This is a genomic window from Flammeovirgaceae bacterium, from assembly GCA_015180985.1.
Taxonomy (GTDB): Bacteria; Bacteroidota; Bacteroidia; order Cytophagales; family Cyclobacteriaceae; genus UBA2336.
This window is the reverse complement of the sequence record CP054185.1, coordinates 470446-488149: the sequence shown is the minus strand read 5'-3', so window position 1 is coordinate 488149 and position 17704 is coordinate 470446. Positions and strand designations below refer to the sequence as shown.

Genomic DNA, 17704 nt, shown 5'->3' with positions numbered 1-17704 from the left:
ACGGTATGGTATGTGCCTTTTTTACAGTTTGAATATCTATATTTGACGGAGCATGAGTACATCGGCATTACCGTCAAAACGCATTACCCAATTGGTGGAGGAGAATTATGTGCATGCGTATGTGCTGTACTATTTCGGCATCCGGTTCGATGACTACCCTGAGCAAACCCTTGAAAAAGTATGTGCTGATAAAGGCCTGAACCTGCACCAGGTGGTAAAAGAGTTGGAAAACCCCGGGTTACTTCGCGAAGAGCATGTGCCCCTGGGTACTTACCCGGTCGATTTGATTATCGAATATCTGAAGCACGCGCATTTTATGTTCATTAAACATAAACTGCCCTACATTGCCAGGCTGGTAAACGATTTTAAGGCCTCGCATGATGACTACCGCCTGGTGGAACGCGACTTAAAAGTGGTGTTCCCGCTTTTTGTTGAAGATTTTATTCATCACATCTACGAAGAAGAGGATACCCTCTTTCGGTATATTCTTGCCTTGGATCGTGCTGCAAAAGGAAAGTACATCCCCACCCGCCTGTACTACCTTATTGAAAAACATTCCGTACAGAAGTTTGCCATTGAGCACGAGGTACATGATGATGAGATGGAAGGCATCCGCAGGATAACCAACAATTACACGTTGCCTGCCCAGGCTCCCCTGCACGTAAAGGTTATTTACAACGAGTTGAAGGAATTTGAAAAGAGCCTCGTTACCCATGCGCGCATTGAGAATGACATTCTCTTCCCCAAAGCGATGGTGCTGGAAACTAAAGTGAAACAACAGTTTTTTGAACGCATCCGCCTGAATTGATGGGCAGAATACTGGCCATTGATTACGGAGTGAAACGAACCGGCCTGGCTGTTACTGATCCGTTGAAGATAATTGCAACAGCACTGGAGACGGTACCTACATCCGGTTTACTAAAATATCTGAAAGTCTATTGTCAGAATGAATCGGTAGATGCTTTTGTGATTGGGATGCCCAAAACACTCAGCAACCAGGATTCGGCTACAGCGCCTGAGGTCAGGAGGTTTATTCAAACACTCCGCACGGAGTTTCCCGGTATCCCAATTCATGAAGCGGATGAACGCTTTACCAGTACCCTGGCTCAGCGAGCAATGATTGAGGGTGGGATGAAAAAGAAAGACAGACAGGTGAAAGGAAACGTGGATAAGATAAGTGCGGTGCTGATCTTGCAGGCGTTTATGGATTCAACCCGGTAATTCGCGGAAGGTATGCCGTTTCAATATTTTATACCTTTGCAGTCAGTTTAACACCATTTAATGATCCATCCCATTGTAGTCTATGGCGACCCTGTACTGCGGCAACGGGCGCGGGAAATTGAACAAGGGGCCGACATTACCGAACTGGTTAACGACATGTTCGAGACCATGCACGCGGCTAATGGCATTGGCCTGGCTGCCCCTCAGATAGGAAAAAGTGTGCGCCTGTTTGTAGTTGACGGTACCACGCTCAGCAAGGATGCCGAGGAAGCCGAACCCGGTATGGAAGACTTTAAGAAAGCATTTGTAAACCCGGTGATGATCGAAGAACTGGGTAAGCCCTGGGAATTTGAAGAAGGCTGCCTGAGTATTCCAAACATCCGTGAAAAGGTTTCGCGCAAAGATACCCTGCGCATTCGGTATTATGATGAGAACTGGAATTTAAAAGAAGAAACCTTTGATGGGATGAAAGCCCGTATCATCCAGCACGAGTATGATCATATCGAAGGAAAATTATTCATCGACTACCTGTCGCCATTGAAGAAACGGCTGCTTAAAGGGAAGCTAAATGACATCAGCCGGGGTGAGGTGGATACCGAGTACCGCATTCTGGCACCACTAAGGAAGTAAATACGTTTTTGTAACTTTGAACAATATGAGAAACCTGACCTACAAGGTGTTGCTTACAAAAGAACCTGAAGGTGCGTATACGGCAACCGTTCCGGCTTTACCGGGTTGTATTACCTATGGAAATGATGTTGACCACGCTATTGCTATGGCCAAAGAAGCTATTGAATTGTATATAGAACACCTGAAGGCGAGGGGCGAATCCATTCCAGATGACAGTCAAACGCTGGAGTACTCCATCAATCTGAACCTCAAAACGGCTTGAGCTATACGGCCAAAGATATAATAGCTATTTTGGAAAGGAATGGGTTCGAATTCAAACGGTCAAAGGGCAGTCATCACATCTACGAAAATTCAACCACCCGAAAGATTGCAGTTGTGCTTGTTCATGGAAATAAAGACATGCCAAAGGGTACTTTCTTTGGAATTCTGAAGCAGGCAGGTATCGACAAGAACGCGCTGTAATGAGACCGATTCTTTCACGCCTTCCCGATACAGGAACCTCCATCTTCGCCATCATGTCGAAGATGGCGGCTGAGCAGGGTGCCATTAATCTGTCACAGGGCTTCCCTGATTTTCAGGTTGATTCGGTACTGATTGACCTGATTCACCGGTTTATGAAGGAGGGCCACAATCAGTATGCACCCATGCCGGGCACACCCGCTTTGCGCACCATAGTGGCTGATGTAGTTTCAAAAACTTACAACCGAACGATAAACGCTGAAACGGAAATTACCGTTACCGCTGGCGGAACCCAGGCCCTGTTTGCTTCCATTGCCGCATTCATCCACCCGGGCGATGAAGTACTTGTGTTTGACCCGGCCTATGACTCGTACAACCCGGCTATACGCCTCAATGGCGGAGTGCCCGTGCACATCAACCTTACCTATCCGGATTTTTCGATTGACTGGAATCTTGTAAAATCAAAAATTACCCCGCGTACACGACTGATTATGATCAACACCCCGCACAATCCAAGCGGTGCGGTATTGACCGTTGCAGATTTGAAGCATCTTGAAAAGGTTGCAGACGAAAACGATCTGATTGTGCTGAGCGATGAGGTGTATGAGCGTATTATTTTCGATGGCATAAGGCATGAAAGCGTGCTCCATTATCCGAAACTGGCGGCACGCAGTGTGGCTGTGTTCTCGTTTGGTAAAACCTTTCACGCTACCGGCTGGAAGGTGGGCTATACCGTTGCTCCTGAAGAACTCACCCGCGAAATCCGTAAGGCCCACCAGTTCATTACCTTTTCGGTAAACACACCTGTGCAACTGGCCCTGGCCGAGTACATGAAAGAGCCACAGCATTACCTGAACCTGGGAAAATTTTACCAAACCAAACGCGATTACTTTCTTGAGGGAATAAAAGGATCTTCTTTTGAGCCCATCGCCTGCCATGGATCGTATTTTCAAACGTTGTCATACCGGGCAATTTCATCATTGCCCGATCGCCAGATGTCCGAAGAACTAACAGTTAAGCATAAGGTTGCCTCTATTCCGGTTTCTGTTTTTTATAACGACAAAACCGATAACCACCTGTTACGCTTTTGCTTTGCTAAAAATGAGCAAACGCTGGATAAAGCAATGGAAATTTTAAGAAGGCTTTAAGTTGATTGATGATTGATGATTGACGATTTTTGATTGCTATAGCGGTAATGCTACAATCGTAAATCTAACAGCAACAAGTGTTAAATTCTTCACATTGAACCACAAGCTGAAAATTACCCTAATCCAGTCGAATCTCTATTGGGAAGAAATTGCCTCCAACCTCTCCATGTTTGAGGAAAAGATCTGGACTATCGGGCAGAACACCGATGTGATTGTGCTGCCCGAAATGTTTTCCACCGGGTTTACCATGAATGCAGCAAGGCTGGCTGAGCCCATGAACATGACCACATTTAAGTGGATGAAACAGATGGCCGCGCAAACGCAGGCGTTGATGCTGGGTAGTTTTATTGTTAAGGAAAACAACCGGTACTATAATCGCCTGCTGTGGATGGAGCCCAGCGGAAATTTTAAAACATACGACAAGCGCCATCTCTTTCGGATGGCCGAAGAGCATGCAACCTATGCTTCGGGCGAAACCCGATTAACAGGCGAGTGGAAAGGCTGGCGCATTTGCCCGCTGGTATGCTATGATTTGCGCTTTCCGGTGTGGAGCCGCAACGGCTATAATAAAGCAACAGGCCGCATGGACTATGACGCGCTTGTTTATGTAGCCAATTGGCCATCAGCAAGAATAGAGGCATGGGATACACTGCTCAAAGCCCGCGCTATTGAAAACCTCTGTTACACGGTGGGCGTAAACCGCACAGGCAATGACGGCAACGGCATACCCTACAACGGGCACTCAGCTGTGTATTCCCCGAAAGGGGAGACACTGTTTTTTGAAGCGGATAACGAAAGGGTTATAACCATTGAACTCGATGCCGAAACACTAACAGCCTACCGCGAAAAATTCCCTGCCTGGCGCGATGCAGACGCGTTTGAGGTCAAGTAGTTAATAGGGTGGACTCACCCCCAGTCGTCCTTCGGCCGACATCCCCCCTCTCTATGAATAGAGATGGGGAATGAGGGGGGAGAGCCGCTTACCTGAATTTTGAATTTTATTTACCCATGCCATCCTTGCGCGATGCAGACGCGTTTGGGGTTAAGTAGTTAATAGTGATTCGCCCCCGTCATCTACAGCTGACATCTCCTTTGCCCCCAGGGAGGGGAATGAGGGGCCAGTTGTTTTTCCCAATTGATTGGGATGACGGATTTTTGAACAGCACTGTTCGCTTTTGTACAAAACAAGATTTGTCAATTGTGAAAGGGACTAATTAAGAGGATGTTTAGTGTGTGGCACAATTTTTAACGATTAGCATGCAGAAATAATTAACACTGCTTATGAAAGGTTTATGTTACGTTGCGCTGGTTGGTTTAGTAATTTCTGTAACGGCATCTGCACAGCAACCCGATGAACTTTATAAAGAAATTAGTGTTCTTGACAGCATTGTTTTTACCGCCTTTAACAGGTGCGATATTAAGACATTTGGTTCCATGTTCACGGAGGATCTGGAGTTTTACCATGATAAAGGTGGGTTAACAGATTACTTACATACAATTAATGCCATAAAAGAAAATTGCGAACGCAAACTCGGGCTTACGCGTACCCTTGTATCCGGCAGTATGGAAGTTTATCCGATTGGCGATTTCGGAGCCGTGCAGATTGCATCACACCGGTTTTGCCATGTTGAGAAGGGCAGGGAAGATTGCGGAACATTTAAGTTTGTCCACGTGTGGAAGAAAGACAAGGGCACCTGGAAGATTTCAAGGGTAATCAGTTATGATCATTAAGGTCATGCCACTTTTTTAATCATCCATTGCTGGTTCATTCAAAAAAGAATTACTTAGCGCTGCTCAGCTCAAACTCCGCCAATACCGGCAAGTGGTCAGAAGGGTAGTATTTACCATCATTATCTTGAATTACCCTGTAGTTGCGCAGTATCCATTCAGCCGAATAAAAAATATAATCAATGGCTTTGCATTCCATAGCGCCTACTTCAAAACCACAGTAGGTGCCGGTGGCATCGTTGGCGGGTTTGGTATCGGTTAAACCATTGGCAATTTTCAACAGGTGGGTGTAGGTTTCTTCCGAGCGTTCACAGTTAAAATCACCCGTAAGCAATAAAGGCCGGCTTTCTTTGAACATCATCCCAGAAAAATATCCAGAAAGGTAATGGGCACTTCCTATGCGTGCCTGTTTGCCAATGTGATCAAAGTGGGTGTTGGCAACCACAAATTCCTGTTTCAGTTCTTTGTCGTACAACCAGGCCCAGGTAGCAATACGGGTAATGGCCGCATCCCACCCAATGGAGCCTGGCTCGCCCGATAGAGAAAGCCAGATGGTTTTTGAACGCACCACCCCAAACCGGCTGTTGCGGTAAAGAATGGCACTGTATTCGCCCTTTTCTTTTCCATCATCGCGCCCCACACCCACATACGAGTACTCAGGCAACACTTTCAGTAAATCCTGAATTTGATGGTGCAATGCTTCCTGCACGCCAATAATATCTGGATTATATTTCTGGATAACTCCGGCCACTTTCTGTATGCGGTTCGGCCACGCATTTACGCCATCGTTGGGGTTGTCATACCGGATATTCCACGACATGATGGTAACACTCGTGGAGAAAAAACTCCCATCTTTCTTCCCCCCTCGAGGGGGGATTGAGGGGGGTGTTAATGCAAAAATTGCCTGAATGGCCACTAAACTCAACACCAATATTCGCAGCATCCCTAAAGTTAGGAATTCCTTTGGGCCATTGTAAAGTTTTGTTCGGGTATTACGCTGTTCAAAAGGCCTCAACTGCTTTTACTTCACCGGGCATCATGCGGGTGAAGAGGTTTTCTATGCCGGATTTAAGCGTAATCATGGATGAAGGACAACCGCTGCAGGAGCCCTGCAATTTTACTTTCACTACGCCATCAGTAAACGAATGATAGGTAATAGCGCCTCCGTCCTGTTCAACAGCCGGGCGGATGTATTCTTCCAGAATCGTCTTGATTTTCTTTACCGTTTCGGTTTCTTCTTCGGACGAAGTTGGCTCTTCCTGATTTACCTCAATGATAAACCGGCCGGATTCCAGGAAATGTTTGATGTGATTTTTGATCTTATCCTGAATTTCTATCCACTCAATGCCCTCTTTTTTTGTAACCGTAACGAAGTTGCTCATGTAAAACACCCGGTCAACAAATGCATAATCAAAAAGTTCCTGGGCCAGGGGCGCATTGGCAGCGCTTTCGCGATTGGGGAAATCGAAACTCATACCATCAGGCACCAGCATTTCGTTCACCACAAATTTTAGTGAATTGGGGTTAGGGTTCGATTCGAGGTAAATGTGAATATGCTTTTGGGCGGTCATGGCTGGTATTTAGCAGGTTAAACAGTTACGGGCAAATTTAGTTCACCGCAGCCTCTTTTCGAAAGCCATCTTCTGTAGTTGCCACAATGCTCGCCACAACCGCATCGCCTGTGATGTTTACAATGGTGCGGCACATGTCCAAAGGACGGTCAATAGCAATTATCAGCGCAAGTCCTTCGGGGGATACGCCAATTGCTCCCAGTACGATAACCAGGGTAATCAGCCCGGCACTGGGTACGGCCGCTGCCCCGATAGAGGACAACGTTGCAGTAAGCACAATAATTAACTGGTCAACCATGGTTAAATCATGTCCGAACGCCTGGGCAATAAACACAGCCGATACGGCCTGGTGAATGCTGGTGCCGTCCATGTTAATGGTAGCACCAAGCGGAAGCACAAAGCTGGTTATTTCATCTTTGATGCCGAGGTTCTTTTCGGCACACTCCATGGTTACCGGCAGTGTAGCTGCACTTGAGCTGGTGGAGAAGGCCATAATCTGGGCCGGCAAAATTCCTTTCTGAAAAGTTTTGTATTTAATGTGTGTAAAAAGCCGCATAAACAACGGATAAACAACTGCCACCATCAGAGCTAAACTGAGCAGCACGGTAAAAGCGTAAACGCCCAGTGCGCTAAACAATTCAAGGGCTTGTTTCGGATTGTTACCGGCAACATCCACCATTAATGAAGCCAGCAAGGCCAATACGCCAATAGGTGCGTATTGCATTACCATGTCTACAATTTTTAATATTACTTCATTGGTGCCGTCAAAAAAACCTTTTACGGGTAAACCTTTTTGTTCGGGTGCCATAATCAGCGCAATGCCGAACAGGATGGCAAAGAAGATAACCTGAAGCATGTTGCGGTTTGAAGCGGCCGCACCGAAAATGTTATCGGGTACAATATCAACAATCACCTGCAGGGGCCCCGACTCTTTCAGTTTCTGCGCATCAGAAACTTTCAGGTTAGCATCCTGCGCATATTCGCCTGAAAGTTCAACCTGTTTTTCCTTCGACAGAAAGTTGCCAGGCTTGATGGTGTTCACTGTAAGTAAACCAATTGTGATGGCAAGAACAGTGGTAATGAGATACAGGCCCATGGTTTTGCCACCGATGCGGGAGAGTTTAGAAATATCTTTCAGGTTTGATATGCCGCTGATCAGCGAAACCAGGATAAGCGGGATAGCAATAAGCTTGAGCAGGTTGATGAAGATGGTTCCGAACGGCTTTACCCAGTCGGTGATAAACGGGCCCAGGTTAAAGAAGATGGCGATGGTGCCCAGCACAATACCCAGAAACATGCCGATAAAAATGCGGATGTGCAGCGGAAATTTTTTCATAAAGCAAAAACCCTATCCCCGCAATTTATGGGTTTGATTGGCCAAACAAGCTACCGGTCAACAGATTTATTTAGTACCTGAAATATCCGGTTTCAATTCGCCTTCAGCCCCGGCAATAACGGTGGCCACCGTGGAGTCTCCGGTGATGTTAACTACGGTGCGCAACATATCCAGGGGTCTGTCAACAGCCAGGATGAGGGCCAGGCCGGTGGGGTCAAGGCCTACGGCTTCCAATACAATAATCAGCATAATAATGCCAGCGCCAGGCACGGCCGCGGCACCAATGGAAGAGAGTACAGCCGTCATCAGGATGGTTAACTGCTGGCCCAGGGTTAAATCAAGCCCAAAGGCCTGCGCAATAAATACAGCCGACACGCCCTGGTGAATACTGGTACCATCCATGTTAATGGTGGCACCGAGCGGCAAAACAAAACTGGAAACTTCATCGGAGATGCCAAGCCGCTTTTCGGCACAATCGATGGTTACCGGCAAAGTGGCTGCACTCGAACTGGTGGAGAATGCAAGAACCTGGGCGGGAAAAATACCCCTGATAAACCGCAGGTACGGCATGTTGGTAAAAATTTTCAGGATGAGCGGATAGGTAATGAAAACCATCACTGCCAGGCCCAGTATTACATTCAGGCTATACACCCCCAGCGCCTTTATGAGTTGTAAATCAATATTCAGACTGGCGAGCAAGGCAAATACACCAACCGGTGCGAAACGCATAATCAGATCCACAATTTTCAGGATCACTTCATTGCTGCCCTCAAAAAAGGACTTTACCGGTTTGATCTTATCGGGCTTGGCCAGAATCATGGCGATACCAAACAGGATAGCGAAGAAGATAACCTGCAGCATGTTGGTGTTGTTCGATACCGCACCAAAAATGTTGTCAGGCACAATATCAACAAGTATCTGCAGCGGGCCTTCTTCTTTCAAATCATGCGCAGAGAAAATCCGGTTACCGATATCGGAGGCATACGCTTTACTGAGTTCTTCTCGTTTTTCTGGCGTTAAAAATTTTCCCGGTTGAATAATGTTAACCAACACCAGCCCGATGGTTACAGCGAGAACGGTTGTAGCCAGGTAAAGGCCTATGGTTCGGCCGCCAATGCGCGATAGTTTGGATACATCCGAAAGGTTGGAGATGCCGTCAATGAGGGAGAAGATGATGAGTGGGATGGCAATGAGTTTGAGGCAGTTGATAAAAATGGTTCCCCATGGCTTTATCCATAAGGCTGTAAATTCCGCAAGCCCCAGGCTCGTGGCACTCAGGCCCCAGATCATGCCCAGTGCCATGCCGATAAGAATTTTTCCGTAGAGGGGAAGTTTCGGAAACTTCATACCCTTAAAAATAAGAGTATTTGTCAAAGAAGCGGCACACAATCAAATGTAAACCTTACCAACTGCTGCTGGCACCGCCACCACCCGAGCTGCCTCCGCCCCAGCTTCCGCCACTGCTGCTGGAGGATGAACTGCTGCCGGAAGAGGAAGCAACCAGCATGGGAATGATGTACTTATCGATGTGGTGATGGCCGCAGTGCAGGCACGTGCGCTCCTCTTCACCGTAGCCGGCAGCGGTGTAGGTGGCGCTTTGAATGGTTCGCCTGGCACCAAAGTAATATGTTAAAAAGTTGCACTTCGGGCAATGGGTAAACTTTGTAGTGGCGTTTGGGTAACGCAGCGACTCAGTGGAGCCGCAGGCTGCGCACTGCCATACGTCATGATCAACCGTGCCTGCTTTTTCTTCGGCAATCTGGCCCGTGTGCATAAATTCATCTTCTTCTGCCTCCGATAATTTCCGCATGGTTGACTGGCATTTTTTGCAGATCAGCGGACGGTTCCGGTAATAATTTTTTTTCTTACGCCAGTTCAGGTAAATAAAAATCATCGGGATAAAGGCCACCACCAAAGCGCTTATCCAATACGATTTCTGCCGGTTAAGAAAATTGTAGGCATCCTGTTGGCCCAGTTCCTTCAATATAGATTCAGAAACCCGCATGGCCCTGAAATAGCGCTCAATAAAAAGAGTAACCATCAGGATGTAAAACCCCGCAATGAAAACAAAAAACGGAGGTTCAAGCACGGTGGTGATGATAACATATAAACCGGGCACCAACGCGTAATACAAAAACCACCGCTTCCACGACAGCCTAAACCGGTCGGTTGACCGTGATGAACTTTTAATCAACCTACTGATTACAACGATAATTAAAATGATTCCATAAATTCCGCCCAGAAAAAAGTACAGGCCGCCAATTCCGGCAACAGCATCATTTTGTGCCGTGATTTCTTCAATCGCTTCGGGTTGTTGCAAAATAGTTACAGTAGCTTCAATACCACGCAGCATGCCCGTGTTGTAATCGCCATTTTTAAAGTGGGGCACCATGTGTCGTTGCTGAATGCGCTTGCAGGTGGCATCGGTTAAAATGCCCTCAACACCATAGCCGGTATGAAAGCGGATGGTGCGCTGGTCGAGGATGAAGAGAATCAATAACCCGTTGTCGTTGCTGGCCTGCCCGATGCCCCAATGCCGAAATAACCGCTGGGCAAAATCAACATGCTCGTCACTGCCAATGGAAGGAAGCATGACTACGGCTACCTGGGCGGTTGCACTTTTTTCCAGGTTGGTAAGCAGTTGGTTAATGCGTGCAACCGTGGTGTCATGGAGGATACGAGCCGGATCGCTCACGTAGCTGTTGTTAACCAGTTTGGTGTTGGGTACGGTTTCAACAGTATAGGTTTGGGCATAACCGGCAATGGCAAGTGCGGCTACAACGCAAAGCGTAACTATTTTTTTCATTTAGATTTTTGAAAGTTTTGAAAGGAGCAGGAAATCGGCCAGTACCAACGCGGCCATGGCTTCAACTATCGGTACGGCACGGGGCACTACGCATGGATCGTGCCGGCCTTTACCGGAAACTGTAACCTCATTTCCTTCCGAATCTACGGATTGCTGATCCTGCATGATGGTGGCTACCGGTTTAAACGCCACGTTAAAGTAAATATCTTCGCCATTGCTGATGCCCCCCTGGATGCCGCCCGAGTGGTTGGTTTTCGTTCGGATGGTTCCTTTGTCATTCACAAATTCATCGTTGTGCTGTGAGCCGCGAAGGGTTACTCCGTCAAATCCGCTGCCATATTCAAAACCTTTCACGGCATTAATGCTTAGCATAGCCTTGCCCAGTTGCGCATGCAGTTTATCGAACACCGGTTCGCCCAATCCTACCGGAGTGTTTTTAATTACACAGGTAACAATGCCACCAATTGTATCACGGTCAAGCCGCACCCGGTCAATGAGGGCAATCATGTTTTCGGCTGTAGCCGGATCGGGACAGCGCACAATATTGCTTTCGGTATCCGATAAATCAAGTTGGGTGTAAGGGGGCGCTTTTATTTCGCCAACCTGCGAAACATAAGCCTGTATTTCGATGCCGGCTTTGTTGAGCAACAGTTTAGCGATGGCCCCGGCAGCAACCCGTGCTGCTGTTTCGCGGGCCGAGCTGCGTCCACCGCCCCGGTAATCGCGCAGGCCGTATTTGGTTTGGTAGGTGTAGTCGGCATGCGAGGGGCGAAAAGTTTTTTCCAGGTGGCTGTAGTCTTTGCTGCGCTGATCGGTATTTTCGATTAGCAGGGTGATCGGTGCACCTGTTGATTTTCCTTCAAATACTCCTGATAGGATTTGAAATGAATCGTCCTCCTTTCGTTGTGTTGTGATTTTTGATTGCCCCGGCTTTCTCCGGTTAAGTTCGGATTGAATGAAATCCTCATCAATCCCCAATCCGGCCGGGCAGCCGTCAATTACCACACCAATGGCGGGGCCGTGCGATTCGCCAAACGTGGTGATGCGGAAGAGCGTACCGAAAGAATTCATCTGAAGTTCAAGGTTGGAGGTTCAAGGTTTTAAGTTAGCGATTCAAAATTCAATATTGAACCCTGAACCTTGAACCTGAAATTACTTCCGGAAGACAAGATAAGCCGAACCGGACATGATTACCAAAATAAAGGCATTAATTACCCATTTCATCCCATCGGGCTCCGCAGCGTTTTTCAGTGCATTATCGGCCGTGTTTATTTTATCATAGAAAGATCCGTCATCTACCGACTCAATGGCTTCATTTTTAAGGCTCTCACCTTCAACGTGCACGGTTGTTTCAGCAATAAGGGTGTCGTATGATTTTTTAGCAGGGTTAAAGAATACCCACCGGAAATAATCACCCAGGTTATAGTGGCCCGGTTCTTTTGGGATAATAAAATACGTAAACGACTTGGATCCGGTTACGCGGTTGCCGTTGCGGCTGATGCTTTGCCGTACATTGGGTTCATAAAAATCGAAGTAACTGTTTGATTCGGCATCCGGCTTATTAATCCCCGAAATGTTGCCCTCGCCATATATGTTAAATTCGTATGAAATGCTTTTACCGGTTTGTGGACTTGTGTTGCTTATCTTTTCGTCAAGATGGTAATCGCCCACCGCAACGCGGTCGCGCAACGGGTGTGGGGGCAGTTCTATTACGGTAACAGTTTTGGGTTTGCTGTAAAAGGTTTTAAAATCTTCCTGCCGGTTTTGGCCAAAAAAGGAAGGGTTCTTGGCTACTTTGTATTTAATCATTTCAAGCGGTACACTCGGGAAGTGAAAAGGCTCGGTGTTTAATGGAAAATACGTAGCCTGGTAAATTTTATATTGTGTATAGCCTTTGCCGTTCAGTTCAACCCGGGTGCCTTCAATGTTTTCGATGGAGAAATTTTCTTCCCAGCAGTTTTGTGGTTTTATCTTTTTAACAATTTCAGAAACCTGCTTGCTGATTTGGTACCAGTACAAGGGCGCCTGGTTCGATTCAGCAACATAAAAAGCGAGTGTGGTATTAAAACCTTCGCCCACGTACACCTCATCTTTGTTGGTAGTGAGTGCAAAAAAGGCGTCTTCTTTTATGTCAATGAATTCGGTGGGCGGATTGCCCATAAAATCGTCACGTTCAAAAAAACTTCTGAACGGATCGCGTTGCTGCTGTACCGGGGGTCCTACTTTTACCCGCTTGCCCGGTGAAGATAGTACCTGGTCGTTTACGGTCATCTTAAAAGGCGGAACAACCACCACACCCTGTTTCAGCGGGGCGTAGGTCATGATAACGCTTTGCGATGAGGAAACCTGACCGTTTACAATGTTGGTTTGTGAGGAGGTGGACTGCCCGCGCTTGCGAAAGCCGGCAATTTCAGGGAAGTTATCAAAATTCTTCAATCGGTCGTTTTGTACGGTAACCGTGATGGTCCAGGTTTGATTTTCGCCAATTTCGTCAGGTCCCAGCACAATCTGGATGTTCTGTGCCCGGCCAGTCAGGGCCGGCATGGTAAGTAGAACCACGCCTGTTAAAAAAAATCGCCTAAACATCAATCTCTGTACCAGATTTGTCGTTACAAAACTAAAAATGTTCTTTCAGTTCAATTAGTAGGGTGTTAAATTTAACTGTTTCAAGAACGCAGCAATTTTTTAAAATAACCAACCTGTTAAAAACTGCTGACATGCTGAATTACTTCAAGTCCATCCTCACCAAGGTGAGTTTTGATGCCCGGCTCTTTGAGAAAGAGTTGCGCAAGGCCCTGAAAGTTTTAATCCGCGAAGAAGTGCAGGAACTCAAACAGTGGTGTTATGCCCGGTTTGGGAATCAACACGAAGCCATCCTTAACCGGTGCTTCGTGGTAGCGTAAAACAGAATGTTTAACCCGGGTCCCGCTAAAGAGCGGGACCTTTTATTTTTATATCCGGTGAAACAAATACCCCGTGAAGCTGTACTCTGGCTGGTGGCATTACTGGTCTTGGCTTTGACCGATCCATGTGTCGCGGGGCATTTCACACTTTGCCCGTTGGCCCAGGCAGGTGCTACGTTTTGTCCGGGTTGCGGGCTGGGTCGTTCAATAACATTATTGTTTCATGGTGATTTTGCAGCATCCTGGAACATACATCCGTTGGGAATTTTTGCGGTAATTGTCTTATCTTATCGGATTGTTTCACTTTTCTTAAACGCCCTTAAACCCTATGGCAAAAGTAACTGATGTATTACCTGAATTAGCCGGTGAAGAAATGGTATACGTTCAGAATCTGATGAAAGACTGGACGGACGATAAAGCCCGCAACTTTGCCAATGTGTACCGCACCCGCAGGCGCGACCCGCAAATGATTCTGATTCTTACAATCATCGGGTTTTTGGGTGTAGCCGGTGTTCAGCGTTTTATTACCGATCAGATAGGGATGGGGCTTCTGTATTTTTTTACGGCAGGTCTGTGTTTCATCGGAACCATCATCGATTTGGTAAACTATCAGAAGCTGGCTTTTGAATACAATCAGAAAAAGGCTAACGAAGTAGCTGCAATTATTTAGAAGCTATCTTTAAAGTCAGGGGTCAGTAAATTGTAACACTCTGTGTTCTTTGTGTGTACTTAGTGGCCTTTGCGGTTATGTTAATTTTTAAATGGCTTTTAGCTACGACTCTATTGTTCAAAAAAACAAACCGAACCACCCACCCAGGTTTTGTTCTTGTTAAACTTCACACCAATCATTTCGCCCCGGCTTAACCGGGCCAGGTTGGTAACCGGTGTTGGCCGCGGTTTCCCCGGCTCCCAAATGTAGAGCAGCCGTATTTCTGTTTTCACAAGGCCATCGGGTGCCTGAATAACAGGCTCATAGACCACTTTTCGCTGGAGCATATAGTTATGACGATCATGTTCCGGTATGGCCTCCAGGTCTGCTTGCGTAACATGAAAGATGATGCCGCTGCCTGAAAAGGAGAACAGGGGCTTCAGTACGTAATTTTCAAGGTCTTCAGGGAAAGTGTTGTAGCTATTAAGAAAACGACATTCAGGAATAAACTCGCTTTTAATAAAAGGCATCGTGAATTTACTAATCCGGAAAAACCAGTTAGGATGTCCGGCCCATTCCACCTCCGCTTCTTCGGTAAGGTTAAACTGTAAAGTCAAATCCTTACGGGCAATCAGTTCATCGAAGATAACGCGGTTGTAAATTCGTTTTATCTGTATTTCTTGGTCGTTTTTTTTATAAAAGAGTTTGGAGCCGGTGCGCTTAATATCACCAATGTGTACGGGTTCTATGCCGGTTACGTGTTTAGTGATAACAAAATCAATAGCGGTATTTTGTTGCAGTGGATCAATTTCAAGCAGAATGACCTCATTCGGATCATGACCGTTCAGTAAAACGGATGTTAAAAGTGATCGGTATTCTTCCGGGCTTAATCTGAAATGCGATTGAACATTATCGGGTACCGGAAAATGCTTGCGGTATTGTTCCGAAAGAAAATCCTGCCAGAGGAACAGCGAAGGAAATCCCTGCATTTCTATCAGGCGGGGCTGTAATTGCCCGTCCTCATCCTTTACAAGGGCAAAGTCGAGCGCCAGAAAAAGTGTGTGACTGTCTTCATTAGGAACCCGAAGATTTTCCGGAATTGCACGTTCGGTCAAACTCTTAAAGTCTGGTCTGATAATGAAGTCAACAATGCTTTCGGCCGCCTGCACCAGTTTTTGCTTAAGTACCCGGTCAACAAAAACGGGTGTTTCTGCTACCCTGAATTTAATCGGGAAGTTAAAATGCCGATCGAGGGACTCAATGAAGCGATTGTACTTCTCCTCTGAAAAAAAGGCATTGTATCGTTCGCGGGCAGTTTTAATCATAACACGGTCAGTCGTGTTGCAGCTGCCTGGCGAAGAAACGCAGGGATTATGGTTTTATAAGTTCGCTTGATTTTATCGGGATCGTTGAGGTACTTAAGCATCTCTACGTATTTCTTTTCGCCATGCCGTTCGATAATTCCTTTTTTCTTGTCTTCGCGCAGCAGGTATTTAAACATGCCGTCATAGTCAGCTTCCGGATGAAACTGCATACCCACGATGGCATCGTCAAACCGGATGCCCATCACGGCCCGCTCCAGGTCAACATGGGGCCGTTCTTTTTCAATGCATAATACATGTGCACCGGTGGCCAGCATGCGGGCACTGGGCTCGGTAACCTGGTAAAATCGCGAATCCACAGCATAAAACGGATCGTCCAGGTTTTTAAAAAGCGGTTCGTGCCGGGCCTCTTTGGTTTTATGTATTGGAAAAATGCCGAAAGCCTCGCTGCGTCTTTTGCTTACCTTACCATATTTATAGTGCCTGCAGTAAATCTGGAAGGAGTGGCAGATGAGAAAAACAAATTTCTTTTGTTGCGGGTGCTGCCTGTTGTGTTCCCGGATGGCATCCATCAGCCCGAAATAATCAGCTTCCCATTCAGAGCCTTCGCTGGCCAGCGGGCTGCCCGGGCCGCCCGATGAAATGTAGATATCGAATTCGGGTGAAGCGATTTGATTTTTCAGGCGCACATCAAACACTTCGTATTCAACCGGCAATGATGATTCGGCCTTAAATTGCTCAACCAGTTGCACAATGCAGCGCATTCCTTCGTTTTCTTCACCCTCGTATAAATCCAATATGGCAATGCGGATGGTGTTCATAATCCTTCTATGGTTTGTTCGGTAATGTAATCAACAACTTTTTCCAGGCTGCCGGTTTGCTGAAACACGGCCAGTTGCCGGTCGGCCCCGGTACCTTGTTTCAGCATGGTGTAAACATAATTAATTGCCTGGCGGCTTCCCAGTTCGTCCACCACATCATCTACAAATTCAAGCAACTCGTTAATCAGTGCGCGGGTTTCCACTTCTTCCTGCTTGCCAAAGTCAATCAGCTTGCCATCAATACCATACCGACTTGCGCGCCACTTGTTCTCGTTAATAAGCGCGCGGTTGTACACAATGAAACTCATGTTTTGCTTGCGCAGCTTATACAGTTTTACCACCAGTGCCTGGAATAAGGCTGTTATGGCGATGGTTTCTTCTACCTTCATTGGAACATCGCATATCCGAAATTCAATCGTATTGAAGAAAGGATGTACTCGGATATCCCACCAGATTTTCTTGGCGTTGTCTATACAGCCGGTTTTAATAAGCAGGTTTACATAGTTTTTGAAGTCGTCCCAATCGTTGAAATAGTCGGGTAAGCCGGTGCGCGGAAATTTATCGAACACTTTGGTGCGGAAGGATTTAAAGCCGGTGTTTCGGCCCTCCCAAAACGGGCTGTTGCACGACAGCGCATACACATGGGGCAGGAAATAGCGGATGGTATTCACAATGTGAATGGCCATGTTTTTATCCGAAATGCCCACGTGTACATGCAAACCGAAGATGAGGTTTGAACGGGCCGCCTCCTGCATTTCATTTACAATTTCATCGTAGCGCGGGTTGGGCGTAATGAGTTGCTTTGACCAATGTGAAAACGGATGAGTACCCGAAGCACCAATGCGCAGGTTCATGGAACGGGCAATATCGCTAACCAGTTTGCGCAGTTTGCTGATGTCGTTGCGGGCTTCTTCAATGGTGCGGCAAATGCCGGTACCTACTTCAACTACAGCCTGGTGCATTTCGGCTTTTACATGGTCTTTTAGCACCTGTTGGGCGGCCTCAACAATTTTCTGGTCGTGCGAGGTGAGTTCCCGGCTCACCGGGTCAACCACCATGTACTCTTCTTCAACGCCTAATGTAAATTTTTCCATAGACCTCACCCCCCCG

General features: G+C 46.8%; 21 protein-coding genes. 11 read left to right on the top strand and 10 right to left on the bottom strand.

Features of this window, described 5'->3' with window-relative positions; all coding sequences use genetic code 11:
- Nucleotides 1-52: 52 nt before the first annotated feature.
- The 8 genes from HRU69_02370 (at nt 53) to HRU69_02335 (ending at nt 5189) form a co-directional block, all read left to right on the top strand.
- Nucleotides 53-808: a hemerythrin domain-containing protein gene (locus HRU69_02370; GenBank protein ID QOI96393.1), complete on the top strand. Its 756-nt coding sequence runs from the start codon at nt 53-55 to the stop codon at nt 806-808.
- Nucleotides 808-1221: a Holliday junction resolvase RuvX gene (gene ruvX, locus HRU69_02365; GenBank protein ID QOI96392.1), complete on the top strand. Its 414-nt coding sequence runs from the start codon at nt 808-810 to the stop codon at nt 1219-1221. The genes HRU69_02370 and ruvX overlap by 1 nt, the downstream gene beginning before the upstream one ends.
- A 60-nt stretch (nt 1222-1281) precedes the next feature.
- Nucleotides 1282-1851, top strand: a complete 570-nt coding sequence (locus tag HRU69_02360) for a peptide deformylase (protein QOI96391.1) — start codon at nt 1282-1284, stop codon at nt 1849-1851.
- Between the two features lie 25 nt (nt 1852-1876).
- A complete protein-coding gene (locus HRU69_02355; protein QOI96390.1) occupies nt 1877-2113 on the top strand; it encodes a type II toxin-antitoxin system HicB family antitoxin in 237 nt (78 codons plus the stop codon).
- Nucleotides 2110-2313, top strand: a complete 204-nt coding sequence (locus HRU69_02350) for a type II toxin-antitoxin system HicA family toxin (GenBank protein QOI96389.1) — start codon at nt 2110-2112, stop codon at nt 2311-2313. Before HRU69_02355 ends, HRU69_02350 begins: the two co-directional genes overlap by 4 nt.
- Nucleotides 2313-3458, top strand: coding sequence for an aminotransferase class I/II-fold pyridoxal phosphate-dependent enzyme (locus HRU69_02345; protein ID QOI96388.1), 1146 nt, complete (start codon nt 2313-2315; stop codon nt 3456-3458). Before HRU69_02350 ends, HRU69_02345 begins: the two co-directional genes overlap by 1 nt.
- A 106-nt stretch (nt 3459-3564) precedes the next feature.
- A complete protein-coding gene (locus HRU69_02340) occupies nt 3565-4350 on the top strand; it encodes an amidohydrolase (GenBank protein QOI98803.1) in 786 nt (261 codons plus the stop codon).
- Nucleotides 4351-4739: 389 nt separating this feature from the next.
- Nucleotides 4740-5189: a nuclear transport factor 2 family protein gene (locus HRU69_02335; GenBank protein QOI96387.1), complete on the top strand. Its 450-nt coding sequence runs from the start codon at nt 4740-4742 to the stop codon at nt 5187-5189.
- 49 nt (nt 5190-5238) lie between these two features.
- Here the strand turns inward: HRU69_02335 and HRU69_02330 are convergent, their stop codons facing one another.
- The 7 genes from HRU69_02330 to HRU69_02300 form a co-directional block, all read right to left on the bottom strand.
- A complete protein-coding gene (locus HRU69_02330) occupies nt 5239-6129 on the bottom strand; it encodes an endonuclease/exonuclease/phosphatase family protein (GenBank protein ID QOI96386.1) in 891 nt (296 codons plus the stop codon).
- A gap of 58 nt (nt 6130-6187) precedes the next feature.
- Nucleotides 6188-6757 carry a NifU family protein gene (locus tag HRU69_02325; protein QOI96385.1) on the bottom strand — a complete coding sequence of 190 codons (570 nt, stop codon included), beginning with the start codon at nt 6755-6757 and terminating at the stop codon, nt 6188-6190.
- Between the two features lie 37 nt (nt 6758-6794).
- Nucleotides 6795-8093 carry a dicarboxylate/amino acid:cation symporter gene (locus HRU69_02320; GenBank protein QOI96384.1) on the bottom strand — a complete coding sequence of 433 codons (1299 nt, stop codon included), beginning with the start codon at nt 8091-8093 and terminating at the stop codon, nt 6795-6797.
- 66 nt (nt 8094-8159) lie between these two features.
- Nucleotides 8160-9440: a dicarboxylate/amino acid:cation symporter gene (locus HRU69_02315; GenBank protein ID QOI96383.1), complete on the bottom strand. Its 1281-nt coding sequence runs from the start codon at nt 9438-9440 to the stop codon at nt 8160-8162.
- Between the two features lie 55 nt (nt 9441-9495).
- On the bottom strand, nt 9496-10899 hold the full coding sequence (locus tag HRU69_02310) for a TPM domain-containing protein (protein QOI96382.1): 1404 nt from the start codon (nt 10897-10899) through the stop codon (nt 9496-9498).
- Nucleotides 10900-11970 carry a chorismate synthase gene (aroC, locus tag HRU69_02305; GenBank protein QOI96381.1) on the bottom strand — a complete coding sequence of 357 codons (1071 nt, stop codon included), beginning with the start codon at nt 11968-11970 and terminating at the stop codon, nt 10900-10902.
- Between the two features lie 81 nt (nt 11971-12051).
- The gene (locus HRU69_02300; protein QOI96380.1) at nt 12052-13485 is read right to left on the bottom strand and encodes a BatD family protein; all 1434 of its coding nucleotides are present in this window, start codon (nt 13483-13485) and stop codon (nt 12052-12054) included.
- Between the two features lie 131 nt (nt 13486-13616).
- Between HRU69_02300 and HRU69_02295 the strand changes: the two genes are divergently transcribed.
- Genes HRU69_02295 through HRU69_02285 form a run of 3 tightly spaced genes read left to right on the top strand, consistent with a single transcriptional unit; the run spans nt 13617 to nt 14472 of the window.
- Entirely contained in the window at nt 13617-13802 is a 186-nt protein-coding gene (locus tag HRU69_02295; protein ID QOI96379.1) for a hypothetical protein, read from the top strand.
- Between the two features lie 6 nt (nt 13803-13808).
- Nucleotides 13809-14147, top strand: coding sequence for a DUF2752 domain-containing protein (locus tag HRU69_02290; protein QOI96378.1), 339 nt, complete (start codon nt 13809-13811; stop codon nt 14145-14147).
- On the top strand, nt 14131-14472 hold the full coding sequence (locus HRU69_02285) for a TM2 domain-containing protein (protein ID QOI96377.1): 342 nt from the start codon (nt 14131-14133) through the stop codon (nt 14470-14472). The genes HRU69_02290 and HRU69_02285 overlap by 17 nt, the downstream gene beginning before the upstream one ends.
- 110 nt (nt 14473-14582) lie before the next feature.
- Here the strand turns inward: HRU69_02285 and HRU69_02280 are convergent, their stop codons facing one another.
- Genes HRU69_02280 through HRU69_02270 form a run of 3 tightly spaced genes read right to left on the bottom strand, consistent with a single transcriptional unit; the run spans nt 14583 to nt 17688 of the window.
- Complete coding sequence (locus HRU69_02280; GenBank protein ID QOI96376.1) at nt 14583-15776, bottom strand: hypothetical protein; 1194 nt, start codon at nt 15774-15776, stop codon at nt 14583-14585.
- Complete coding sequence (locus tag HRU69_02275) at nt 15773-16594, bottom strand: homoserine O-succinyltransferase (protein ID QOI96375.1); 822 nt, start codon at nt 16592-16594, stop codon at nt 15773-15775. The genes HRU69_02280 and HRU69_02275 overlap by 4 nt, the downstream gene beginning before the upstream one ends.
- Nucleotides 16591-17688: a carboxylate-amine ligase gene (locus tag HRU69_02270; protein QOI96374.1), complete on the bottom strand. Its 1098-nt coding sequence runs from the start codon at nt 17686-17688 to the stop codon at nt 16591-16593. The genes HRU69_02275 and HRU69_02270 overlap by 4 nt, the downstream gene beginning before the upstream one ends.
- Between the last annotated feature and the right edge of the window lie 16 nt (nt 17689-17704).